Source organism: Enterobacter sp. WPR_3_1 (assembly GCF_003635055.1).
Lineage (GTDB): Bacteria > Pseudomonadota > Gammaproteobacteria > Enterobacterales > Enterobacteriaceae > Enterobacter > Enterobacter ludwigii.
In genome coordinates, this window is sequence record NZ_RBXU01000009.1 from 259,039 (window position 1) to 281,896 (window position 22,858).

The following is a 22,858-nucleotide window of genomic DNA, read 5'->3' on the forward strand; positions in this document are numbered from 1 at the left end:
GCTTATTTTTGGCGATACTTCAGCGCACCGCTCGGGCAGGTATCAATCACATGTACAACCGTTTCGACGTCCACTTCATCCGGTATAATCCACGGTTTACGTTTCAGGTTGAAGAGCTTAGCGCTCCCGCGCACGCAATTTCCTGAGTGTTGGCAGATCGCGGTGTTGAAGTAAACGTCAATTTTCTCTCCGGTATAGGCCCGGTAGCCTGCATCCAGTAGCGCTTTATCCACGACATTGCCTCTGTAATTATTCGGGTGCTGAATGAAGCATAGCCTTACGCGATCCTGATAGCTATAACCCCCAAAACGAAAAGCCAGGTCACAACTCTGTTTTCGCCAGATTGCATCCCCCATTTCCTCATGTCAGTCTGCGCAGACCGCTCTAATCAGACTCCCCGCGTCAGGTCGTATGAAACGCAGACTCTCTTTTCAGGTAAAACTTTTTTTAGCGCTGGTGTGCTTCTCCTGCCTGCTGTTAGTTCTGCTGGGAACCATCCTGTTTCATTTTATTGACCGGCAATTGCATCACGATCTCGGCCAGCGCGCCCGGGTTCAGGCGAGCGAAATCGCGTTAATGCCGGGTCTGGCGGAAAACGTCGCGGCCAGAAATATCCCCGCCATCGCCCGTTTAATTCAGCCTATACGGGCCGAAAGTGATGCCAGTTATATTGTCATTGGCGATACCCGGGAACAGCATCTTTATCATTCAGAATCACCGGAACGCATCAATTTACCGATGATCGGCGGGGATAATGCGGAAGTATTGCAAGGCAAAACGATTATTTCGGTGCGTAAGGGTGGGATTGGGGTTTCACTGCGCAGCAAAGCGCCCATCTTTAATGCGCAGCATCAGGTGATTGGGATTGTCTCGGTCGGTTATTTGACGTCGTACATTGCGAATATCAATGCGCGTATTCTCTGGCAGTTCGGGTTATACGGCATGGGTCTGTTGCTGTTACTGTTTATTTTTTCCTGGTTGTTTACCCGCAACCTTAAAAAGCAGATGTTCCGCCTTGAGCCAAAAGATATTGCGCAACTGGTCTTACAGCAACGCGCGCTGCTGGAAGCAATGTATGAAGGGGTATTTGCCGTCAATGAAGAAAAGCAGCTGATTTTAATTAACCGTGCCGCCAGAGAGATGCTGGATATTCATCAAAGTGAGAAAGAGCTTATCGGCAAACCGCTGGAAGACGTTCTGCAAACGTCCCCCGGTTTTTTATCTCAGCGCTACGCCTCGGTTAGCCGCGGAAGTCACGACCAGATTGCGGTGCTTAACCAGCGCGAGGTGATTGTGAACCGCGTGGCGATTGAGGTTGAACCTGGTGTTGAAAGCGGTTGGGTTTATAGCTTCCGCGACAAGAATGATATCAACACTCTCAGCAGCCAGCTAAGCCAGATTAAACGCTATGCGGATAACCTGCGCATTATGCGTCATGAACAGCTGAACTGGACCGCCACGCTGGTGGGGTTGCTGCAGATGAAACACTATGACGAGGCGATCCGTTACATCCAGGCACAGTCAGAAGGGGCGCAGCGCGTGCTGGACTTCGTCTCAGCCCATTTTGTCTCGCCGGCCCTGTGCGGATTGCTGCTAGGGAAATATGTCAGCGCCCGGGAAAAGGGCGTTGAACTGCAATTTGATCCCGCCTGCCAGCTCACCCGCATGCCTGCCAGCATCACGGAAACGGAGCTGGTATCGGTGATTGGCAACCTGCTGGATAACGCCGTTGACGCCACCCTGAAAGCCCCGGTTCCCGCAGCTGTAGAGCTTTACATTTCCGATCGCAACCAGGAGTTGCTGATAGAGGTGGCCGATCGGGGTTGCGGGGTGGATGAGGCGATGAAACCGCATCTCTTTCGCCAGGGATTCAGCAGTAAGCCGGAAAGCGAGAACGACATTGTGGGCACAGAGCACGGTATTGGCCTGTTTCTGGTGGCAGGCTATATCAACAAGGCGGGCGGCAGCATTGAGATAACGGATAACGCTCCTCAAGGCACGATATTCTCTGTGTTTATTCCCAATCCACTCCCCGTTCGACAGGGCTAACGCATGACCACGACCCGAGCACTTGATGTTGTGATTGTTGAGGATGAGCCGCACCTGGCGGAACTGCATCGCGAGTATATCGAGCAAAATTTCCATTTGCGCGTGGTGGGCATTGCCGCGTCGATTGAGCAGGCGTGTAACCTGATACGCCAGCATCAGCCGAGGCTGATACTGCTGGACAATTATCTCCCGGACGGTAAAGGCGTGGCGTTAATCGATAACCCGCTCCTGAAAAGCTATGAATGCTCGGTGATCTTTATCACCGCAGCCAGCGATATGCAGACCTGTAGCCATGCCATGCGCAGCGGCGCGTTTGACTACCTGATTAAGCCCGTTTTTTTCCAGCGTCTGCACGCCTCGCTGGAGCGTTTTATGCGTTTCATCCACACCGTGCAGCAGGTGAAGGTTGTCGACCAGCATGCGCTGGATCGCCTGTTTAACCTCCCCGCCGCGGACACCTCGCAGACCCCGTCCACAAAGGGTATTGAGCCCCACACCCTGGACCGTATTAAGCGTTTATTTGCGGAACACCCCGAAAAAACAATGTCGGTGGAAGAGGTGGTGGAATACGTCGGGATCAGCAAAACCACGGGCCGCCGTTATCTGGAATACTGCGTGGAAAGTGGGTTAATCAGCATTGAAATGCTGTATGGCAATATCGGTCATCCCAGAAGGCTTTACCGCAAAGCGGCGGAGAAAACGTAATTCGCAACCGTTCGTTTGCTAAGCGTCGCGGATTTTATGGTGTTAATTGCTGAAACGACGCCGACAATCACACTTCGGAACCGCAACCCGCGCCCCCCTATTGTCGGCGCGGAGTCATGCGCTATGTTGACAATTAGTTCCTCAAATGTAACTAAAAGGTTAACTATAATGTCGAACATCTTCCGAATTTCTCTGATTACCGCTACCGTACTGTGTTCTGCTTCCGCACTGTCTGCTTTGCCGCAGGGCTACCCTGCTGACTATCAAAAAATGGTCGATGCCGCGACCAAAGAGGGCAAAGTGGTGATCTACTCCACCACCGACACCAAAGCTGCCGGGCCGCTGATTGAGGGCTTCGAAAAAACCTATCCGGGCATCAAAGTTGAATATAACGACATGAACAGCACCGAGCTGTACAACCGTTTTATCAGCGAACAGGCCTCGGGTGGCGGTAGCGGCGATGTGGTCTGGAGCTCCTCCATGGACACCGGGCTAAAGCTCGCTACCGACTACGCCATGGAGTACAAATCACCGGAGCAAAGCCAGCTGCCGAAATGGGCGGTCTGGAAAGATAAAGCCTACGGCACCACCTATGAGCCCGTCGTGTTTATCTACAACAAACGGCTGATCCCGGCGGGCGACGTGCCTGATTCCCATGCGGCGCTGGCTAAGCTTATTGCCAGCCTGACGGATAAATTCAAGAGCAAAGTCACCACCTACGACATCGAAAAATCGGGTCTGGGCTTTATGCTCTCGGTGCAGGATCACAAGGCCGATCCTAACTACTTCAAAACCCTGGCCGATATCGCCAAAGGGGGTTTAGCCGTTCAGTCTTCAACCGGCACCATGATGGAGAGGGTGTCATCAGGGGAAAACCTGATCGGTTTTAATATCCTCGGATCCTACGCGGAAGCGCGTGCGAAGAACGATCCGTCGCTGGGGATCGCCTATCCAAAAGATTACACCCTGGTGTTATCACGCGTGTCGTTCATCAGCCAGCAGGCGCAAAACAGCAATGCCGCGAAACTGTGGCTGGACTACGTCCTGTCTGAAAAAGGACAAAGTATTCTGGCAAGCCAGGCGGATATCCCGTCCATTCGTAACGATATCGACGGCAAAAATGATATCGACGGCCTGACGAAAGTGCTCGGCAATGCGCTGAAACCTATCCCGGTTGATGAAAGTCTGCTGGAGTATCTGCAGCCGAAAAAACGCCTGGAGTACATCAAACAGTGGCGTACCGCCGCCGCCAAATAAGCGTCTGAGCGCGACGCGGGCCGTCGCGCTCCTGTTACCTGAGTTCGTTTTGCTGGGCTGCAACACCAGGGATACCCCATGAATACATTACGCAGAAAGTGGCAAAGCCTGCCGCGCGGTATTGTCGTGTTGATAACCGCCCTGGTTATCTACACGCCGCTGTCGTTTATCGTGATACAGAGCTTCTTGTCCGCCCCGTTCTTTTCACCGGCAAAAGAGTGGAGCCTTGAATCATTTGGTTTTATCTTCACCGATCCTGATTTCTATAAGGCGCTGAAAAGCGGTTTTATTCTCGCTTTCGGGCTGGTCATTATCGCCATTCCGTTAGGGGGCGTGCTGGCCTTTCTGATGGTGCGTACCGACCTGCCCGGCCGCCGCCTGATTGAACCGCTGATCCTCGTGCCGGTTTTCGTGTCGCCAATGGTGCTGGGATTCGGCTACGTGGTGGCAGCCGGTCCGGTGGGCTTTTTATCCCTCTGGGCGCAGGCGCTGATTGGTTTCGTACCGTGGAATATCTACGACATGTCGAGCATCGTGGTCATTGCTGGCCTGACGCATGTTCCGCATGCCTATCTCTATATTTCGTCCGCGCTGCGAAGCGTCGGTTCCGATGTGGAAGAGGCCGCACGTACCGCGGGTGCGTCGCCGTTACAGGTGATGACCTCGGTCAGCCTGCCGATGGTGCGACCGTCCATTTTGTACGCCATCGTTCTGCTGTTCTTCCTCGGTCTTGAAGTGTTTGGTCTGATGCTGGTCCTCGGCGATCCGGAAGGCAACATGGTGCTGGCAACCTACCTGTACCAGCTGACCAACAAGCTTGGTACCCCTTCCTACCACCTGATGGCGGCGGTTGCGGTGGTGCTTATCTGTATCACCATTCCGCTGGTCATGCTGCAGCGTCGCCTGATGCGCACCGCCAACCGTTTCGTGACCATGAAAGGCAAAGCGTCTCAGGCCCGGGCCTTACCTCTGGGTAAATGGCGCTGGGTGGCGGGCGCGGTGGTCGCCTTCTGGCTTACCGTCACGATCGGCGTTCCCCTGCTCGGCGTGGTATTGCGCGCGTTTATCTCAAACTGGGGCGTGGGCGTTTCGCTGTGGGACGAGCTTTCCCTCAGTACTTTTCGCACGATATGGGCGCAGCCGAACCTGCTGCGCGCCATCGTCAACTCCATGTCCATTGGGGTCATTGGCGGCGCGCTGGCCGTGGCGTGCTACCTGTTTGTCGGTATCGCCATGCACCGCAAACCGGACAATACCACGCGTTTCCTGGATTACAGCGTCCTGGTGCCGCGCGCCGTGCCTGGCCTGCTCGCGGGTCTGGCCTTTCTCTGGGTGTTCCTGTTCCTGCCAATGTGGCTGGATAACTCGCTGAAATCGGGCTGGCTTTCCGGGTTCGTCTGGAGCGACTGGATGCGCGAAAACCTGATTGTCTGGCTACGTTCACTGCGCAGCACCATTTTCAGCGTTTGGCTGGCCTATACGGTGGTCTGGATGGCGTACGGGCTGAGACTCATCTCGTCCACCCTGCTGCAGGTCGCGCCGGAGCTTGAAGAGGCTGCCCGCAGTACGGGGGCTACACGTGGCCAGATCACCCGCCATGTCACGATCCCGCTCTCCCGCTACGGCCTTATCGGTTCGTGGCTGCTGATGTTCCTGATTTTTGAACGCGAATATTCAACGGGTGTGTACCTGCTTTCACCCGGCACGGAAACCATCGGCTCGATGCTGGTATCCCTCTGGGCTGCGGGAGCCATTGATATTGTGGCGGCGCTCTCTTTTATTAACATCCTGCTGGTGGTGGTAGGTCTGGGCATTGCCCTTCGTTTCGGAGTCAAAATACATGATTGAATTAGCGGTTAACGATCTGCACCTGACCTACGGCGACAATCCTGTTTTAAAAGGGGTCTCCATGAACCTCAACCGCGGCGAAGTGGTCTCCCTGCTGGGGCCTTCCGGCAGCGGGAAAACCACCCTGCTGCGTGCGGTGGCGGGCCTGGAAAAACCGACTCAGGGCTCGATTATCATTGGCAAAAACAAAGTCTATGACGGCACGCCGCGCAGTGAGATCCCGGCGGAAGAGCGTAACCTGGGCCTGGTGTTTCAGTCATATGCGCTGTGGCCGCACAAAACCGTTTTTGAAAACGTGGCCTATCCGCTCAAGCTGCGCAAGGTTCCGGCCAAAGAGATCCAGCAGCGCGTACAGGACGTGCTGGACCAGCTCGGGCTGGGCCATCTGGGCAAACGCCACCCGCACCAGCTCTCCGGTGGACAACAGCAGCGCGTGGCAATTGGCCGGGCGCTGGTCTACAACCCGCCGGTCATTTTACTGGATGAACCGCTCTCTAACCTCGACGCCAAGCTGCGCGAAGAGGCTCGCGTATTCCTGCGTGAACTGATTATCAAGCTGGGCTTATCCGCGCTGATGGTAACGCACGACCAGAATGAGGCGATGTCGATTTCCGACCGTATCCTGCTGCTTAACAACGGTAAAATCGAGCAACAGGGCACACCGCAGGAGATGTACGGCTCGCCGAAAACGCTGTTTACCGCTGAGTTTATGGGCAGCAATAATCGCCTGCACGGCAAGGTTACGGAAGTGCGCGACGGCAAAGCGCGTATCGAAGGCAAAGGCTGGGTGCTGTGGGGCCAGGCCGGTGAAGGGGTACGAAGCGGTGAAGACGCCACCGCGGTGATCCGCGTCGAGCGCGTGGCGGTGGTCGAGGGGCCGGGTGAAAACCAGCTGGCGCTCCCGTTACTGACCAGCATGTATCTCGGTGACCGCTGGGAATACCTGTTCCGCACGCCGGGGGATGATTTTGTCATTCGCGCCTATGGTCACGAGGCCCGGGACCCGCTGCACTGCCACCTTTCGCTGCCTGAAAAGCACGTGTGGATCTTCCCGAAAAACTAAATGTAAAAAGGCTGCGATAAGCAGCCTTTTTTATGCCCGACATACTGCCTGCACACGGCAGTGAAAGCCTTACGTCATCAGCTTACCAGGCAAGACTGCCCGCGCTGAGTCAACGTCCATAAGGTTGTGACCGCCGGGATGAACGCAGACTGACCGGCGTTCAGCGTCATGGTGGCACCCTCGGCGTGGCTGAGCGTGGCACTCCCCTTCAGCACCAGCAGAATTTGCGCACGGTCTGTCCGGATGCTTTGCTGCTCGCAATGTTCAATGACGCTAAAGCGAAAATCCGTTACCGGGATCGGGTATTGCTGCATCCCCTCTTCCCGCTGTGGATGCATCCTGAGGCGGTCGGCTGGGGTTTCGTCAAACACCGTACAGCGCACCAACTCTGCCACGTTGATGTTCTTGGGGGTTAAGCCCGCACGCAGCACGTTGTCAGAACTGGCCATGACCTCTACCGCCGTACCGTTCACATAGGCATGTAGCGTACCGGCGCGCAGGAACATCGCCTCACCCGGCGCAAGCGTAATGCAGTGCAGATACAGCGGGGCCAGAGCCCCGATGTCCCCCGGGTAATCTCGCAGTAGCCGTTCGATAAAGGGCGCTACCGGAGCAAACACCCCGCATGCAAGTCGCGCTTCCAGACACGTCAGCACGCCCTCTTTTTCCGCCGGCTCAAGCGCCATCAGACGCGTAAAAAAGGCCTTAAGCCCTTCAGCATGCAGGTTGTTGCGAAACAGCGACAGCGCGGACGTCAGGGCCGGGGCATCCAGGCGCAAAAAGTGATTAGCAATCTCCTGATACGGCCGGAAGCCGTTCATGGCCATAAAAGGCGTCAGGGCAAAAACCAGCTCAGGCTTATGGTTCGCATCGGTGTAATCCTCTCCGGGCAGGTTGCCCTGACGGGCGAACCCGTCTTCTGCCTGGCGCTTATTGGGATGTACCTGCAGCGACAGTGCGCACTCCGCTGACAGCAACTTCAGCAGGTAAGGCAACTGCCCCGCAGTTTCTCCCGCGCACGCGCCCAACATCTCTGCCGGCCTCTGTGAAATAAGGTCCTGTAAAGAGCGTAACCCTGTATCGGTTTCAATCTCCGAGCAGCCTGCGGGGTGGCTTCCCATCCAGACCTCGGCCTGGGGTTGATCGTCAGGGTTGAGCAGGCCAAAAAGATGATTAAGCGCTACGCGACTGCCCCAGGCGTAATTTTTGATGCCGTTACGCATCCGGTAAAAAGGCTGACTCATTGCGTATCCTTTTCACATTCGCCAGGGGTGAAGCCATTTTCAGCCGCCAGCTGCGCAAACCACAATGCGTTACGTTTGATTTGTCGCTCCCCGGTGGCTAAATCCAGACGCCAGAAGCCATATCGCCGCTTGAAGCTGTTGATCCAGGACCAGTTATCAATGAAGGTCCACTGATGAACACCAAAACAGTTGGCGCCGTCAGCGATACCACGATGCAGCTGAGCCAGATGCTCCTCCATTAAAGCGATACGGAAGGTGTCATCTATTACGCCATCGGCCTGCACCGGCCCTTCGGACTGCAGATCCATCGCGATGCCAATTTCCGCCAGATACCATTTGATGTTGCCGTAGTTATCGCGAATATTGCAGGCAATGTCATAGATAGCTTCCGGGTGGATCTCGTTATTGTCGCGATAAGGGTTAAACCGTCCCTGAGGATCAATATAATTTTCGAAATAGACTTCCGGCGTGAAGTAATCGAGCGCGTAAACGCTTTCCCGCGCTTTCACCCTTCTCGGCACATAATAATTCACCCCCAGAAAATCAATTCTCGACTGCAGGATCGTCTCCACATCCTGCCGTGAAACCTCTGGTAAGCAGCCGTTTGCGGTTAAGATTTCGCACAGTTCTTTGGGGAATTCATGTTTAACCAGCGGGTCGAGGAAGCTGCGGTTAAACAGCAGGTCGGCATACCAGGCTGCTTTTTTATCGGCCTCGCTGTCGCTGCGGGTATAAGAAGGCGTGAGGTTGAGCACGACACCAATCTCACCCGGCAAGCCCATTTCACGGTAGACATTCACCGCCCTGGCGTGCGCCAGCATAATATTAAAGGCGACCTGAGCCGCCAGTTTGCCATCTTTTTTACACGGATAATGGAAGTCATATAAATAACCGCCTTCCACCGGCACGATCGGCTCATTAAAGGTTATCCAGTATTTCACCTTATGGCCAAACAGCTCGAACGCGGTGCGGGCGAAGCGGGCAAAAAGCTCGGTTACGTAGGATGACTCAAATCCGCCATATGCTTTTTGCAGCGCCTCGGGCATATCAAAATGGTAAAGATTGATGATGGGCTCGATGCCGTTGGCAATCATTTCATCGAAGTAATCGTTATAGAAGCGGACGGCGTCGCGGTTTGGCTGTCCGGTTTTGAAATCATCGATCAGACGCGACCACTGAATAGAGGTTCGAAACGAGTTAAACCCCGTTTGCTTCATCAGGGCTACGTCTTCTTTATATTTACTGTAGGTTTCACAAACGTGCTGCGGACCAATCTGCTGAAAAAAACGCTCCGGTTGTTCGGCAAACCAGCTGTCCCAGACAGAACGGTGCGGCTTATTGGCTATGCCTTCCGTCTGCGGACCTGATGCCGCTGCGCCCCAAAAAAAACCTTCCGGGAATTGATACCGGTTCATAACGCCTCCTGAATGAAAAAAAGGGCTGCCCCGAACAGGGCAGCCAAATAACTACTCTGCAGTGACTTCAATTGATTTGATGAACATATATCCCCAGTCGCCAGAGAACTTGCCAAAGCTAATGGTGTTGTCCCCTGCCCTGAGCGTGACCGGTACGACCATCGTCTGGCCTTTCTCATCCGTTTGCGGGAATTCAATGCTCACCGGCGTTCCGCCGTTCACAATGAACGAGTTTTTCTTACTCCCCCATTTGCCGTTAAATTTCACATGCAGGGCAAACTTACCGTCCCAGGGGGCGTTAACCTGCCAGGTCACGCTGTCTCCGTCATTGGCAAAAGGACCAAGGAAACCGTCTTCACCAATCGCTAACGTATCTTTATCACTCTTGGTGATGTTCAGTTTCCCCTTGCTGACGTCCAGCGTTCCGCCGCCAAAATGACAGTAGTCCGCCGGCACGGGCCCCGCCGCGGCCTTCACGCTAACGTTTACCGTCTTGCTGCTTTTCAGCAGTCCATCGTCAGCGGTAAAGGTCAACGCATAGTCACCGGGAGCCGAGAACCAGGCACGGGTTTCCGCTTTGGTGCTGTCACAAAAGTGGACGTTATCCTTGCCTTCGTGATGCCATGCCACGCTAACCTTCGGCTCCGGCAGATTGTCATCCTGCCAGGCCGCGGTGAGCTGAACGCCTTTATCCACGGTGGTAGAGAGCGCCTCCTGCAGAGTGATGACCGGCGGCAGGTTTTTCTGCGTATGCTCAAGGCGAATCACGTTTGAAGGCGCAGACTGACCGCTTTCGTTCTTTGCGATCACCCGGTAGTAGTAAGTCTGGCCCAGCGTCAGGCTGCGATAGTCATCACGGAAGAGATCCATTTTTGCCGGATCCCACTCATTTTTGCCGTCAGAGATATCCTGACCAACGCGGGTCCACGGGCCGTGTGGCTGAGTCGCTCTCTCCACATCGTAATAACGCCCGACGGGGGACCCCATCCAGTTAATGGCAAACGGTGAGTTGCTCTCGCGCAGCTTTGGTGCTTCCGGGACCGGCAGGGCCGGCGCCTGGCTCAGCCCCGCCATTTGCGCCGAGGCGGTTCGCACCAGATTGACGACCTCCATCTCCTGATTTGCTTTGCCCTCGACCGGGAAGCCAGGCAGATGGTAGCTGTAGTGCCCGGTAAACTCTTTGTGCCAGTAAAAACCACCATCATGGCGATGACCACGGAAGCCCCAGATAAAGCCCCCCGCCGCCTGCGCGCCATTGACCTCGGTATGCACAATGGCCTGCATGATAGTGTTAAGGTCTTTTTGATCGAGCAGACCAAATTCGCCAACCAGATAGACCTTTTTGCCGCCAATCGCCTCCAGATCTTTACGAACCTGCTCGGGGTGGTTGTTCTCGGCGTTGGTGTAATAGTGGTTACTGATGATGTCGACGTTCGGATCGTTGAGCGCGAAATCATTCACCTTTTTATAGGTACCATCGACGACAAGCTGATGAGGCGCCCACTTGCGGATCCAGGCCGACGTTTTCTGCAGGAAATCAGCATTGGTGTTTTCCAGCTCATTACCCGTTTCCCAGGCCATGATCGCCTTTTCATCGTAGTAATGGCGTCCCGTAATGGTGTTGGTACGGGTAATCACCTGACGGATCACATCCTGATAAGCACGGTAGGTTTTACTGTCAGTTCGATAAAAATCTTCCGGCTTTTCATGATAAAACGCGGCCAGCTGTTCCCGTCCCCCCCACCACCACCAGTGGTCAATAAACGGCAGAATCAGGCGCAGCCCCTGCTTATCCGCCTCGGCAATCATGTTGTCATACACTTTCATGGCCGTTTCATTCAGCCGCGGCATGCCGTCCGGCGTTGCCGGTGCCAGAATATGTGTCTCACGTCCGCAGGCAGCATCATTTTCCTGCTGCACGGAAAGCACATATACGCGCTGTGCTTTAGCACCGGTTTGCACCAGCGCTTTGATCCAGTTCTCCTGCTCTTCAGCAGTCGGCCATCTAAAGTATTGCCCCCAGCCGCGCGGATCCGCCTTACAGGTTCCGCGCGCGTCATCTTCTATACGATGCAGCTCCGGGGCGTGGATCCCGGCGAAGCGAAAGACGCGATTGCCATCTTTTAACGCTGCGCCATCGCGAGTAATAAAGTGTTCAAAATGGGATTGCTCGGCCGCCAGAGCCCCCGCGCTTCCCAGCGCGGAGAGTAAGGAGACGAGAAGCAGTTTTCGAATCGGGAAAGCCATCTCTTTTCTCCTCAGAACCAGACTTCAGCCTGCACACCAAAATTCAGCGTATCGGTATCGCCGCTACGTGAATATCCCCCCGGACTCAGGGTGCCAGTGCTCCAGTCGTAATTTCTGTCCATCGCATCCGAGACGCCTTTATCCCATTTTGCGTAGGTGGCAAAGAAGCGCAGCTGCGGACGGCTCCAGAAACCTGAATCAAAGGTCAGGGTCGGCGCAATGGTCACCTTGGTCAGGCCACCTTTCCCTTTACCGTTTACGCCCATGTAGTTTTTATCATCCAGATATTCGTAGCCCACCTCATATTGCATGGCGAAGTTTTTGGTTATCTGATGATACGGACGGATACCCGCGACCCACATGGAGCGTCCCCAGCCGTCATCGTCGTTGGTCCACCAGCGGTAGTTTTTGTCTTTCTGATAAAACGCAAAGGTCGATACCTCCACGTCACCCAGGTTGGCCATGCTGTCCAGCACGACGCGCCAGGATTGCGTATCCTCAAGGTTTGCCCAGCCCCAGCCGTTTTTACCCAGCGAATCCGCGGCGGCCAGGCCTTTGCCATACTGGAAAGCGATGCGGGAGTATCCGTTGGTCAGGCCGTAGAAGCTGTCAAAGTTGTACAGCGCGGTCACGCCGTACCCCTTCTCAGCCGAGGTAGGATGGTTTTCATTGCGGTTCATGTGGTGGCCGATAAGTTCGACGTCGAGCCCGGTGCCGCCGATCTTTTTAAACCACAGGTTAAGCGAATAGTCGTCCGGATAGCCCTGATCCCCCAGATCTACCGGATAAGCTTTGGCTTCGTCGGTGGTCGAGAAGGCATACACACCCGCATCAAAGCGCGCAAAGCCTAAATCCAGATTATCGAACCCGCCCCCGGTTCCGTTGTACTGAATGTACTCCCAGTCGAACTGGTGGCTGGAAAGGTTGGAGCTGCTGTAGCGTTTACCGGCCCAGAAGGTTATGTCCGGGGCAAAATCGAGATTCGTTAATTCAGCAAACCCTTCGCGGAACTGGGTCTCTTTGCCGTCATCGTCAGTACAGTTCCAGTCGGCGGTACATTTGGTCTGGTGCGTCAGGTTGGCCTGAATACGTGCGACTGCACCTGAATCCGACTTCAGCGTCACCGTCGGGATCAGCTCAATTTTGGTATCTTCTTCGTTACCCAGACGCCATTTCCCGTCAGGCATCAGCCCCACCGAATCGACCCGGTTGCCATCACTATTGGCAAGAATACCCGAGCGTAAATAGCCGTGGAGGGCGAAATCATATTTCTCATCGGCGCTGGCATAACCGCTGATGACAGTAAGAGCAATCAAGGACAGAGGTATTGATTTCATTAACGTTTGCATAGGTTCCCTTTGAATTTTTATTTTCACGGTTAAACGTGCAGGGGAAATGTAAGGATCAAATCTGGAAATGTACATCCACAAACGGAAAGCGCTTTCCATGTTTGCCGGATTGAATCACAAATTTAAGATCAAAGAGAAAATTTTTGTGAAGAATGTCACGAAATAATCTTCTGCCCATCAGGAACGGGCAGAAGCAGGGAGGCGGGGATTATTTTTCCAGCTGCATCAACTGGCGTTCATGAACCTTGAAGAAGGGGCGATAGAGCATCCATGCATTAAAAAAGGCGAACAGGCACATGCACATATTTTTCCAGCTGCCGTTCGCCGACCAGGCTGCGCCCAGCGGTGAAGGCATAGACCAGGGCAGCATGGCGACGGCTCTGTCGAGCACGCCAAGCTGGGTTAAATACCAAGCTATACAGGCATTTATCAGCGGTACAAACACAAAGGGCAGTAAAAAAACCGGGTTCATGATGACGGGGAAACCAAACAATATCGGCTCGTTAATGTTGAACAGCGACGGCAGAAGGCCAATTTTCCCGACGCTCTTCAACTGCCGGGATCGGCTTCGCATCGCCATAAAGACCAGCGGCAGCGTAGAGCCGATACCGCCAATCAGCAGATAAAAATCCCAGAATCCCTGCAGATAAATATGGGGCAGCACGGCTTCCCCGGCGGCCAGGGCCCGCTGGTTTTCAAACAGATAGGTGAGCCAGAACGGGTTCATGATGCCCGTAATGATCAGGGCACCATGAATACCGACGAACCATAAAAGATTACACAGAAACAAGGAGATAAGCACCGCCGTAAGGGTATCAGATGCCACGATAAGCGGGCGTAACGCCTCGCCAATCAGCTGTGGCAAAATTTGTCCGGTCGTCTGCAGCATCACGGCATTCATTACGCTAATGGAGAGCATGATCACCAGCAGCGGCATCAGCAGCTGGAAACCATTTCGCGTCATCACCGGCACCTCCTCCGGCAGACGAATGCACCACCCTCTCTTGTAGAAAAACCTTATTATTTCAATAGAGTAAGCGCTTGAAATGAGCGCAGTGAAAAGCCCCATCCCGCCCAGAAAAATATTCGTTGCACCGTTATCCCGAAAGCCAATGAACAGCAAAAAGGAGAGGCAACCGGTGAGTCCACACAGCCGTTCCGGCAGTTGATACTGCTTGGCCAGACTGGCGCTGGCACCAAACGCGACAATCAGCGCCACCAGTCCGAGCGTCAGCTCAAAGGTTGGCAACAGCATCGGACGCAGCAGCAGATAGACGTGTCCGAGGCGCGATGCACTTGAAATGGCGAACGGTGGAAACAGCAGCGGCACCATCAGGCTTCCCACAATCACAAAAGGCATGGCGAGGGAAAAGCCGTCCCGCATCGCGGTAATATGTTGATTTCTGGTGATTATATTGGCTGCTGGTGTGAGACGTTGCTCAATCAAATCCACAGCAACATTCATCAAATGAATGTTCATAACTCGACCTTAATAGTTCGTGAATAGCCGCGATGATCTCGCACATCCGGACAAAGTGAAAGATTCCCTCAGGTGATCGCGGTCACAATTACCTTATCCACCAACGGAAAGCGCTTTCCGTTTTGTTCCATGATGACTATATTCCAGCCATAAGTTCAAAGGAGACGTTATGAAAAAAATCATGTTGTGTTGTTCTGCCGGGATGTCCACCAGCCTGCTGGTGAAAAAAATGGTCGACGAAGCGCAAAAGCGTGGCCTGGAAGCGGAGATCAAAGCGTTTGGCGTGGCCGAATTCGCCGAGCAGGTCGGTCACTATCAGGTGGTGCTGCTTGGACCGCAGGTGAAGTACATGCAAAGCGATCTTCAGAAACAAGCTGATAAATACGGGATCCGTGTTGAGCCTATCAACATGATGGATTACGGCATGCAAAAAGGGGGCGCCGTTCTCGATTTCGCCCTCTCCCTGATAGATAACAAATAACGAAGGGAAAACCCATGAGCTCTCTTTACGCGAAACTTATCCAGGTCATTGAACAGAAAATTACCCCGATGGCAGGCGCCGTCGGGCAGCAGAAGTATGTGACCTCGATTCGTGACGGCTTTATCACCGCCCTGCCGTTCATGATCGTCGGTTCCTTTATGCTGGTGTTTATTTTCCCGCCCTTCTCACCCGACACGTCCTGGGGTTTCGCCCGGGCATGGCTGCAATTCTCCTTGGATCACCGTGAAGCCCTGATGCTGCCGTTCAACTTCAGCATGGGGATCATGACGATCTTCATTTCAGTCGGGATCGCCGCGAGCCTGGCCAAACATCACGATCTGGATGCCCTTACCGCCGGCATGCTGTCGCTGATGGCATTTCTGCTGGTGGCTGCGCCGTTAAAAGACGGGCAGATTTCTACCGCCTATTTCTCCGGGCAAGGGATCTTCACGGCCATTCTGGTGGCTATCTACTCTACCGAGCTGTATGCCTTCCTGAAGCGTCACAATATTACCATCCGCCTGCCGCCAGAAGTGCCTACGGGCGTTGCGCGTTCGTTCGAAATTCTGATCCCGGTGCTGGCAATTGTTGTCACTCTGCACCCGCTCAACCTCTTCATTGAGGCCCAGCTCGGCATGATTATTCCGGAAGCGATTATGTCGCTGGTGAAACCGCTGGTTGCCGCCTCCGATACGCTGCCTGCCATTCTGCTCTCGGTGCTGGTGTGCCAGGTTCTGTGGTTTGCGGGCATCCACGGCGCGCTGATTGTCACCGGAATTATGAACCCGTTCTGGATGGCGAACTTGTCGGTTAACCAGGCAGCAATGGCTGCCGGTCAGGCGATCCCGCACATTTACGTTCAGGGATTCTGGGATCACTACCTGCTGATTGGCGGGGTCGGCTCCACGCTGCCGCTGGCGTTACTGCTGCTGCGCAGCAAAGCGGTGCATCTGCGTACCATTGGGCGTATGGGCGTGGTGCCGGGGATGTTTAATATCAACGAACCGATTTTATTCGGTGCCCCTATCATCATGAATCCGCTCTTTTTCCTGCCGTTCGTGCTGGTTCCGATGGTCAACGCCACCCTCGCCTACTTTGCCCTTGATTTCAACCTGGTCAGTCGCGTGGTCTCGATGACACCGTGGACAACGCCTGCCCCTATCGGCGCATCCTGGGCGGCCAACTGGAGCTTTAGCCCGGTGATCCTCTGCCTGCTGTGCATGGTGACCTCAGCGGCCATGTACTTCCCGTTCCTCAAAGCGTACGAGAAGCAGCTGCTGGAACAAGAGCATGAAAATGCGGTTGAACAATCTGAAGAAGCGGCACAGTCCGCCTGATAGTAAAAACACAGAGGTTACGGATGGAATTAGAAGAACAGGTCATGGGCATTATTATCAATGCCGGTCAGTCACGCAGTCTCTGCTACGAAGCGCTTGGCTTCGCAAAAAAAGGTGACTTTGCCTCAGCCGACGCGCGGATGAAAGAGGCGGCGCACTTCGCCCGTGAAGCGCATCTGGTGCAAACCCAACTGATCGAAGCTGACGAAGGGGAAGGCAAAACTAAAATGACGCTGGTGATGGTGCACGCTCAGGATCATTTGATGACCTCGATTCTGGCGAAAGAACTGGTGACGGAGCTGATCGAACTGTACCGCACTCGTCAGGCATAACCATTCAGGAGAGGCGCTGGCCTCTCCTTTTCGAGGAACGTATGCACTATCTTGGACTCGATATTGGCGGCACAAAAATGGAAGCCGTCCTGCTTTCGCCTCAGGGCGAATGCCTTTGGCGTGAGCGTCGTCCGACGCAAAAAGAGAGTTATGACGCCTTTATGCACCATCTGCTGGCGTTTATCGGCGAAGCGCGCGCGGTAAGTGAAGTGCCATTCAGTATCGGTATTGGCCTGCCGGGGGCCATCGACCCACAAAGCGGGCTGATTAAAAACTGCAACTGCCTGGTGCTCAACGGTCACGACCTGAAGCATGATTTAGCAAAGCAGCTCAATCAGCCCGTGTGGATAGCCAATGACGCGGACTGCTTCACGCTGTCTGAAGCGGTTGATGGCGCAGGCGCAGAAGCAGAAACCGTCTTTGGCGTAATTGTCGGTACCGGATGCGGCGGTGGCGTGGCGGTACATAAGCGTCTGCTTCAGGGGCCAAACGCCATCGCTGGCGAATGGGGACATAACCCGTTGCCTGGCTATGCCCCCGAGACGGATGGTCCGGCGCAGCCCTGCTATTGCGGGAAACATAACTGTATCGAAACCTTTATCTCTGGCACCGGCTTTGCCCGCCGTTATCCCAGCGAACTGAGCGCGCAGGCCATCATTGAAGCGGCGGCCCAGGGAGACCTGACCGCGCGGGCCCACTGGCGACACTTTATCGACGCTTTTGCCCGCAGTCTGGCCTCGGTGATCAATATTCTTGATCCGCAGGTTATTGTGTTGGGCGGTGGGTTATCAAATGTCAGCCAACTGTACGACGAACTTCCGGCCGCCATCAGGCCCTACATCTTCTCGGAAAGCTGCCGTACCCGTATCGTCCCGGCCCGTTACGGCGACGCCAGTGGCGTGCGTGGCGCGGCGTGGCTACCGGGTTTGCACGCCGCGCAAACGTGAAACCGCCTGTGGGGGGCGCTAAGATTCTTAAGGTGGGTTATGTTAAGATAACCAAAACCCACCACGCAGAAAATGCTATGCCAACGATTGACGATGTATCACGATTAGCCAATGTCTCACGAGCAACCGTCTCACGCGTGTTGACGGGGACGCGCGGCGTGCGCGAAGAGAGCCGTGAAGCCGTGCTGCGCGCCGTAGAAGAGCTTAATTATCGCCCAAGCTTTGCCGCGCAAAACCTGGCAAGTCAGTCATCAAGCTACGTTGGTCTGGTTCTCTCTGCGAAGGATGAAAGCAGCGGAGCACGTTTGCTGCCTGCGCTCTCCCGCGCCATGAAAGCGTTGAATAAAACGCTCATCGTAGAGTACGTAAATGATCCTGTTGAGCAGGCTGTCACCGTCGATGATCTTCAGCGCCAGTGCGTTGCTGTCGTAGTCTTTGGGCCGGTTGCGGCCGGTAGCGCAGAGAATGTTATCTCCTTCGATCGTCCCGTGGTGGATGCGAAACCTCAGGGATATGACTTTGCCTTTGCGACGGAAAGCGCCTGTCGTTACATGACGGGTAAGGGCCATCGCAATATCGCACTGGTGATTGACAGCGAACACGATGACAACAGTAAAAAGATGGTGGAAGGCTATCGCAACGTCCTGCAAAACTACTCTTTGCCGTTTAATCGCCAGCTGGTGTTAACGGCGAATGAAGATGTTGAACAGGCGCTGCTGACGCTCATCAACAGCCTGAGCAAGTTTTCCGCCATTGTGGTTAAACGTGATGCCTATGCCGCTGAAGCGATGCGTCTGTTCCGGGAATTTGGCATTTCCGTTCCGCAGGAAGTATCGCTGCTGAGTCTGGAAGATTCACCTCTGGCAACCCAGCTCTATCCACAGCTGACCTGTATCTCGTGGCCAATGGATCAGTTGCTCACTCAGTGCGTTGAGCGCATTAAAAGCCTGGTGGATGGCCGACCTGTTCGCACGTCAGAGCTCTCCCCCGTGATTGGTAAACTCACACCTCGCCAGTCGGTGATGGAAAAAAGCTAGCGGGTACGCAGCGATTGCCGGTTTAAGGGTGTGATAACACAATAAACGTTATCCCTGTTCTGGAGCGAGATGATGAAAACCTTTCTGTTCATAAGTGCCCTCACCCTTTTCCCGGCGCTCTCCTGCTATGCCATCGCCCAGGAAACGCCCCTGCCGCTGAAAGAGCAAATTCATACCGATGAAGGTACGTTATGCGTGTATGGCGATGCTGCGCGCAGTGAAAAAGTTGTGATGCAGGGCGGCAACGATTGCCCACAGAGTAAAGCGGCAAAACAGTCCTGATTGCAGATAGGATGCTGTTTTTTTGGGGGGCGGCGGAGCAAAATACCGTTCCTATTTCACTTTCTAAGTCATTTGACCGGCAAACATTTACATCTTCATTAATGAACCGGTCTTTTGCTCTTAACGTGAATATTTCCCCCACTATACCGATCGCACCTATACGGAAAAGGTACCAGTAATAATTAGCACCGGCATGAGGCTTGCATTTACGAAGGGAAATGTCCTTACAGTAGATATCAAGCGAGACTAATCGGATATTGATGTAGTAGAATTGGCTAACTCCCGATTAGCGCTGAAGATGGGGATGAAGGCAAAGTGGGTGCAGTTATTCACACGCAGGCTGGGTCAAATTTTCTTATCAACTCAACTGTAACTTGCTGACTAGCTCATGACCTTTCATCTGACGTGGAATAATATAATTTTTCCAAGAAAATAATATCAAGCATCGTATTATAGATCAAAAATAATCAGGCGGACCACCTACAAGACGGCCCGTATAATTATACCCCCACATCCCCCATCAAAGGAAACACAGAGATTCATCCATAAAAATAATCATAAAATGCATTGAAATTTTCATCTCCGATAAATGTAACAACCCTTACCTTTAACTCATCCATAAAATCTTTTTTTACTTCATCATTATCATCTGCTATATCAAAAATATCGTAATAACCATATACCAAATCAATGAGTTCTGTTAGTGAAAGTAAAAAGCCAGAGAGATTATCAGCTATTTTAAACGGTTCAACTACGTCATAAGACGCATAAATAGAGGTATTACCTTCATCTACAACAGCAATTATAGGCTTACCACCACCTAAATCATCGCCAATTACAAGATAATTATCTGGTAAGTATTCATAACCACTTTGAGCTTTTGCAAGTTCACTGACTGAATAAAATTTAATTGGCGTAAAACCTGTTTCTATTTTTAACTTCTCAGGATTATTTTTTCCATATAAATAATCCAACTCTGCCGAGCGAGGTAAGTTGGAGGGGAATACGTTGTCAATGTCATTAACGATATTGAAACTCCCGGACAGTGAATATTTATTGCAAATAGCAACAAATTTTTTTAATGACTCTTCAATTTCACTCATAATAACACCTCATATTTATCACATTCACTGATATTATTGACAGCTCTTTAAATTCTTACGGGTCAGGTTACGGTCTATCAATCGTCCTTTACCTGGAGTGTCATAACTTCCTCGGTGACCTTGCAAACCATGTAAATGTTCATCATAGCCGCTTGGATGATTAGCATTCTGGAGAAATACAATATTCCTTGGATCGCCTTGCCATTTTCCTCCTAAAACACCGTTCCCTTTCACACTATTGATATGATGGCCTGTATAGCCCATTTCGGACATAACCGACGATAATTGGCGATTATTTTTTGTACTTAGTATTACTTCGCGTTCAGCGGCCGTCCAGTCCCGGCTTCCTCCTCCAGCCGCAACCAGTTCTCTTTCTTCTCCCCATGCTCGGCTTATTGCTGTCGCCCGACTGCGCGCAAAGGGTAGTAGCAGAACATAGAGCAGCCGTTTCACCTCAGCATACTGCCCAGCGTAGCGAAACGGCTGATGCGGCATCACCGTGCGCTGAACAAGCTTTGTAGCCCTTGCTGTCTGATAGCGGACTTCGCCAAAACTGCAATACTGGCCGCTCCAGCGTACCTCGCCACGCGCATCGGTCACCTCCAGTTGCGCACCATTCAAATCGGTACTGAACCAGTAAATCTCACCGCTGCTCTGGTCACGAAGATGTTCATCCCAGCCGGCGGGCTACAGGATTCATTCGGGTCATAAACATAAGTGCTGAACCCCTGGTTTCCTGCTCCTCCTGCAACAGGCGGTAGCCCCGCCACAGGAAGCGCGTTTCGGTGATGCCATACGCCGTGGTGACGATTTTACGCGTACGGAGGCCCAGCTCAAGGTCTGGTAGATATACATGACCGGCATCCGGTTGTCCTGATCCCTGAATTTGTGCGGCAATGAATGGCCCGGTAAAGAGGCAAAAGAGACAGTTATTGACGGAGTGGTCGGGAATGTGAAGATTTAGTCATCGAGCCTGATTTATATAAGGCTGCAGTAGATAACTCAAATTGTAATGAATGTTAGTTTTCGCTCTGTTGCGCGGCAAACCCCGTTCACCGTGCTGATTCATACAGGCAATTCCCTGCTGACGAGAATGGAGTACACTTCCCGGTTACACTCTGACGTCCACAGCTCACCGGCGATAATTTTTCTGGCAAAGGAGTAGGCACGTATTTAATGAAATATATATGAACAATAGATTTAAAAAATCTGGGAAATTAATATTTTCGGCGCATTATCATTCATTAATTAAAATCAAAAAACACTCAATAAAATACCCCCCATTGAGGCTTTAATTTTCCCTGTAGGAATTTAATTAAAGCATCTCCTACATTGATACACAAACCCTCTCCGTTGTTTGTTATAAAAACACCCGCTCTCACTTTGGAATCCATTCATAGGGGTATATTCTTTCGATATTTTCAATATTTAATGAGGTCTTTTAAGATCAAGTTGGCACAAGGAGTTTATAACAAACCAACTAATCTAATAAATTTATTGATTTCTGCTATAAAAAGTAGCGCCGTTCTTGATGTGCAAACAAAATTGAGCAAAATCAGAAGAAAGGTCGACTCATATAGAAAGCAAAGCATCACTACACCCTTGAGTTATATCATAACACTACCAACGTCGAGATTGAATCAATAACTTTATGTTCTCAGATAACATAATTTATCACCCATTTTTCTTTTCGAGAGGATTTTTAATCCCGCTTACTCTCGCCTCTTGCAATATGCTTAACGATCTAAGTTAAAAAATTTCCGCTTATAGGATTAATCGAATGAGCAATGGATAAATAAGGATGCGGAGAATTTACTCTATAATAGGCCTGATGCGTATTTGAAGAAAGCTCAAATAAAGAGTTTAGCCCATTTTGTTTAGAAAGATGAAGATTAGCAGCTACGGCTGCCCCTTCACAGATCCCCGCCATAAACACTACTCCTCGTTGTTTTTATTCCCGTTATTTTGCCGCATGGATTCTATAAACTCTCGTTGCTCCTGTGTGAGTTCAAGATCATCCAGCAAGCGATCCAACTCTTCTTCAGGTAATTCTTTTTGGTTCTGTCTCTTCCCGATAGCCATGCTCACCCTTGAGTTAATAGGATTAATCTCAGGGTATCCAGGGTGCATAAAATGCGCAACTAACAGATTTTGGACAATAGAAGCCATAAAGCCCCGTTAGTGGTACAAGCAACAAGCAGAGCGTAGCGACTTCATCAGATTGTCAGAAGGATCACACCTTATCAGGGTGCTCGTATATCTGTCGAAGCGCTGGAAGAGCCTGTATATCAGGCTTTAATGCGAGTGATTACTCTGTCGATGACATAACAATGTCAGGATAGGCTTTTTTCACGTTTTACTATCGCGGTGTGAGGATGCAACTGCCGCCAACGCTGAGTTATCCTGTCTCTCACCGTCTAACTTAGCGTGACAGTTACCACCAGGGACGGATCATAATGATAGAACCCATAGGCGACTAAAACAGGTAACTATTTAATTTGCTGATAGAGAAGGATTTAAAGGGCTTCTTCAGAGAGGGATAGATCTGGAGCGGGCGAAGGGAATCGAACCCTCGTATAGAGCTTGGGAAGCTCTCGTTCTACCATTGAACTACGCCCGCTTTGAGGTGCGTAAGGCATTATAGACCTTACGCCTCTTCATACAAGCCTCTTTGCAACTAAA

The 22,858-nt window shown here is 52.4% G+C and carries 21 protein-coding genes, 1 tRNA gene and 1 pseudogene; 12 read left to right on the top strand and 11 right to left on the bottom strand.

What is annotated here, in order from left to right:
* Window positions 1-2 precede the first annotated feature (2 nt).
* Entirely contained in the window at window positions 3-233 is a 231-nt protein-coding gene (yjdI, locus tag BJ887_RS09560; protein ID WP_121339796.1) for a 4Fe-4S mono-cluster protein YjdI, read from the bottom strand.
* A 178-nt stretch (window positions 234-411) separates the two neighbouring features.
* Between yjdI and BJ887_RS09565 the strand changes: the two genes are divergently transcribed.
* From BJ887_RS09565 to BJ887_RS09585, 5 genes are all read left to right on the top strand, one after another.
* Window positions 412-2,049 (top strand): sensor histidine kinase, encoded by a 1,638-nt coding sequence (locus BJ887_RS09565; RefSeq protein WP_121339797.1) that lies wholly within the window; start codon window positions 412-414, stop codon window positions 2,047-2,049.
* Between the two features lie 3 nt (window positions 2,050-2,052).
* Complete coding sequence (locus BJ887_RS09570) at window positions 2,053-2,754, top strand: response regulator (RefSeq protein WP_014171487.1); 702 nt, start codon at window positions 2,053-2,055, stop codon at window positions 2,752-2,754.
* 168 nt (window positions 2,755-2,922) lie between these two features.
* Window positions 2,923-4,011 (top strand): ABC transporter substrate-binding protein, encoded by a 1,089-nt coding sequence (locus tag BJ887_RS09575; protein WP_121339798.1) that lies wholly within the window; start codon window positions 2,923-2,925, stop codon window positions 4,009-4,011.
* A gap of 78 nt (window positions 4,012-4,089) precedes the next feature.
* Complete coding sequence (locus BJ887_RS09580; RefSeq protein WP_121339799.1) at window positions 4,090-5,859, top strand: iron ABC transporter permease; 1,770 nt, start codon at window positions 4,090-4,092, stop codon at window positions 5,857-5,859.
* Window positions 5,852-6,922 carry an ABC transporter ATP-binding protein gene (locus tag BJ887_RS09585; RefSeq protein ID WP_020883751.1) on the top strand — a complete coding sequence of 357 codons (1,071 nt, stop codon included), beginning with the start codon at window positions 5,852-5,854 and terminating at the stop codon, window positions 6,920-6,922. The genes BJ887_RS09580 and BJ887_RS09585 overlap by 8 nt, the downstream gene beginning before the upstream one ends.
* A 77-nt stretch (window positions 6,923-6,999) precedes the next feature.
* On the opposite strand, the gene manA is transcribed toward BJ887_RS09585, so the two are convergent.
* From manA to BJ887_RS09610, 5 genes are all read right to left on the bottom strand, one after another.
* On the bottom strand, window positions 7,000-8,166 hold the full coding sequence (gene manA, locus BJ887_RS09590) for a mannose-6-phosphate isomerase, class I (RefSeq protein WP_121339800.1): 1,167 nt from the start codon (window positions 8,164-8,166) through the stop codon (window positions 7,000-7,002).
* The gene (locus BJ887_RS09595) at window positions 8,163-9,581 is read right to left on the bottom strand and encodes a glycoside hydrolase family 1 protein (protein WP_032678911.1); all 1,419 of its coding nucleotides are present in this window, start codon (window positions 9,579-9,581) and stop codon (window positions 8,163-8,165) included. The genes manA and BJ887_RS09595 overlap by 4 nt, the downstream gene beginning before the upstream one ends.
* A gap of 51 nt (window positions 9,582-9,632) precedes the next feature.
* Window positions 9,633-11,828 (bottom strand): CBM35 domain-containing protein, encoded by a 2,196-nt coding sequence (locus BJ887_RS09600; RefSeq protein WP_121339801.1) that lies wholly within the window; start codon window positions 11,826-11,828, stop codon window positions 9,633-9,635.
* A gap of 11 nt (window positions 11,829-11,839) precedes the next feature.
* Entirely contained in the window at window positions 11,840-13,177 is a 1,338-nt protein-coding gene (locus tag BJ887_RS09605) for a carbohydrate porin (protein WP_063156823.1), read from the bottom strand.
* Between the two features lie 208 nt (window positions 13,178-13,385).
* Window positions 13,386-14,657, bottom strand: coding sequence for a PTS sugar transporter subunit IIC (locus BJ887_RS09610; protein WP_020883745.1), 1,272 nt, complete (start codon window positions 14,655-14,657; stop codon window positions 13,386-13,388).
* A gap of 169 nt (window positions 14,658-14,826) precedes the next feature.
* On the opposite strand from BJ887_RS09610, the gene BJ887_RS09615 reads away from it, so the two are divergent.
* The 6 genes from BJ887_RS09615 (at window position 14,827) to BJ887_RS09640 (ending at window position 19,073) form a co-directional block, all read left to right on the top strand.
* Complete coding sequence (locus tag BJ887_RS09615; protein WP_014171497.1) at window positions 14,827-15,138, top strand: PTS sugar transporter subunit IIB; 312 nt, start codon at window positions 14,827-14,829, stop codon at window positions 15,136-15,138.
* A gap of 14 nt (window positions 15,139-15,152) precedes the next feature.
* Window positions 15,153-16,475: a PTS sugar transporter subunit IIC gene (locus BJ887_RS09620; protein WP_063156824.1), complete on the top strand. Its 1,323-nt coding sequence runs from the start codon at window positions 15,153-15,155 to the stop codon at window positions 16,473-16,475.
* A complete protein-coding gene (chbA, locus tag BJ887_RS09625; protein WP_223399221.1) occupies window positions 16,475-16,807 on the top strand; it encodes a PTS N,N'-diacetylchitobiose transporter subunit IIA in 333 nt (110 codons plus the stop codon). Before BJ887_RS09620 ends, chbA begins: the two co-directional genes overlap by 1 nt.
* A 41-nt stretch (window positions 16,808-16,848) precedes the next feature.
* Window positions 16,849-17,754, top strand: coding sequence for an ROK family protein (locus BJ887_RS09630; protein WP_113656431.1), 906 nt, complete (start codon window positions 16,849-16,851; stop codon window positions 17,752-17,754).
* Window positions 17,755-17,831: 77 nt separating this feature from the next.
* The gene (locus BJ887_RS09635; protein ID WP_025203317.1) at window positions 17,832-18,791 is read left to right on the top strand and encodes a LacI family DNA-binding transcriptional regulator; all 960 of its coding nucleotides are present in this window, start codon (window positions 17,832-17,834) and stop codon (window positions 18,789-18,791) included.
* Between the two features lie 69 nt (window positions 18,792-18,860).
* On the top strand, window positions 18,861-19,073 hold the full coding sequence (locus tag BJ887_RS09640; protein ID WP_081308098.1) for a hypothetical protein: 213 nt from the start codon (window positions 18,861-18,863) through the stop codon (window positions 19,071-19,073).
* A 539-nt stretch (window positions 19,074-19,612) separates the two neighbouring features.
* On the opposite strand, the gene BJ887_RS09645 is transcribed toward BJ887_RS09640, so the two are convergent.
* Together BJ887_RS09645 and BJ887_RS09650 are read right to left on the bottom strand one after the other, a co-directional pair.
* On the bottom strand, window positions 19,613-20,176 hold the full coding sequence (locus tag BJ887_RS09645) for a hypothetical protein (RefSeq protein ID WP_121339802.1): 564 nt from the start codon (window positions 20,174-20,176) through the stop codon (window positions 19,613-19,615).
* A gap of 33 nt (window positions 20,177-20,209) precedes the next feature.
* Window positions 20,210-20,776 (bottom strand): hypothetical protein, encoded by a 567-nt coding sequence (locus BJ887_RS09650; protein WP_229216836.1) that lies wholly within the window; start codon window positions 20,774-20,776, stop codon window positions 20,210-20,212.
* 234 nt (window positions 20,777-21,010) lie between these two features.
* Between BJ887_RS09650 and BJ887_RS23325 the strand changes: the two are divergent.
* A pseudogene (locus BJ887_RS23325) lies at window positions 21,011-21,122 on the top strand (SOS response-associated peptidase); the annotation flags it as partial.
* 798 nt (window positions 21,123-21,920) lie between these two features.
* Here BJ887_RS23325 and BJ887_RS23150 read toward each other — a convergent pair.
* From BJ887_RS23150 to BJ887_RS09660, 3 genes are all read right to left on the bottom strand, one after another.
* Window positions 21,921-22,106, bottom strand: coding sequence for a hypothetical protein (locus tag BJ887_RS23150; protein ID WP_229216837.1), 186 nt, complete (start codon window positions 22,104-22,106; stop codon window positions 21,921-21,923).
* Window positions 22,107-22,111: 5 nt separating this feature from the next.
* Window positions 22,112-22,345 carry a hypothetical protein gene (locus BJ887_RS09655; protein WP_121339803.1) on the bottom strand — a complete coding sequence of 78 codons (234 nt, stop codon included), beginning with the start codon at window positions 22,343-22,345 and terminating at the stop codon, window positions 22,112-22,114.
* Between the two features lie 377 nt (window positions 22,346-22,722).
* A tRNA-Gly gene (locus tag BJ887_RS09660) sits at window positions 22,723-22,796 on the bottom strand.
* Between the last annotated feature and the right edge of the window lie 62 nt (window positions 22,797-22,858).

Coding starts and splice junctions, on each gene's coding strand:
- BJ887_RS09565 (WP_121339797.1), top strand. CDS start 412: ATGAAACGCAGACTCTCTTTTCAGGTAAAACTTTTTTTAGCGCTGGTG.
- BJ887_RS09570 (WP_014171487.1), top strand. CDS start 2,053: ATGACCACGACCCGAGCACTTGATGTTGTGATTGTTGAGGATGAGCCG.
- BJ887_RS09575 (WP_121339798.1), top strand. CDS start 2,923: ATGTCGAACATCTTCCGAATTTCTCTGATTACCGCTACCGTACTGTGT.
- BJ887_RS09580 (WP_121339799.1), top strand. CDS start 4,090: ATGAATACATTACGCAGAAAGTGGCAAAGCCTGCCGCGCGGTATTGTC.
- BJ887_RS09585 (WP_020883751.1), top strand. CDS start 5,852: ATGATTGAATTAGCGGTTAACGATCTGCACCTGACCTACGGCGACAAT.
- manA (WP_121339800.1), bottom strand. CDS start 8,166: ATGAGTCAGCCTTTTTACCGGATGCGTAACGGCATCAAAAATTACGCC.
- BJ887_RS09595 (WP_032678911.1), bottom strand. CDS start 9,581: ATGAACCGGTATCAATTCCCGGAAGGTTTTTTTTGGGGCGCAGCGGCA.
- BJ887_RS09600 (WP_121339801.1), bottom strand. CDS start 11,828: ATGGCTTTCCCGATTCGAAAACTGCTTCTCGTCTCCTTACTCTCCGCG.
- BJ887_RS09605 (WP_063156823.1), bottom strand. CDS start 13,177: ATGCAAACGTTAATGAAATCAATACCTCTGTCCTTGATTGCTCTTACT.
- BJ887_RS09610 (WP_020883745.1), bottom strand. CDS start 14,657: ATGAACATTCATTTGATGAATGTTGCTGTGGATTTGATTGAGCAACGT.
- BJ887_RS09615 (WP_014171497.1), top strand. CDS start 14,827: ATGAAAAAAATCATGTTGTGTTGTTCTGCCGGGATGTCCACCAGCCTG.
- BJ887_RS09620 (WP_063156824.1), top strand. CDS start 15,153: ATGAGCTCTCTTTACGCGAAACTTATCCAGGTCATTGAACAGAAAATT.
- BJ887_RS09630 (WP_113656431.1), top strand. CDS start 16,849: ATGCACTATCTTGGACTCGATATTGGCGGCACAAAAATGGAAGCCGTC.
- BJ887_RS09635 (WP_025203317.1), top strand. CDS start 17,832: ATGCCAACGATTGACGATGTATCACGATTAGCCAATGTCTCACGAGCA.
- BJ887_RS09640 (WP_081308098.1), top strand. CDS start 18,861: ATGATGAAAACCTTTCTGTTCATAAGTGCCCTCACCCTTTTCCCGGCG.
- BJ887_RS09645 (WP_121339802.1), bottom strand. CDS start 20,176: ATGAGTGAAATTGAAGAGTCATTAAAAAAATTTGTTGCTATTTGCAAT.
- BJ887_RS23150 (WP_229216837.1), bottom strand. CDS start 22,106: ATGGCGGGGATCTGTGAAGGGGCAGCCGTAGCTGCTAATCTTCATCTT.
- BJ887_RS09655 (WP_121339803.1), bottom strand. CDS start 22,345: ATGGCTTCTATTGTCCAAAATCTGTTAGTTGCGCATTTTATGCACCCT.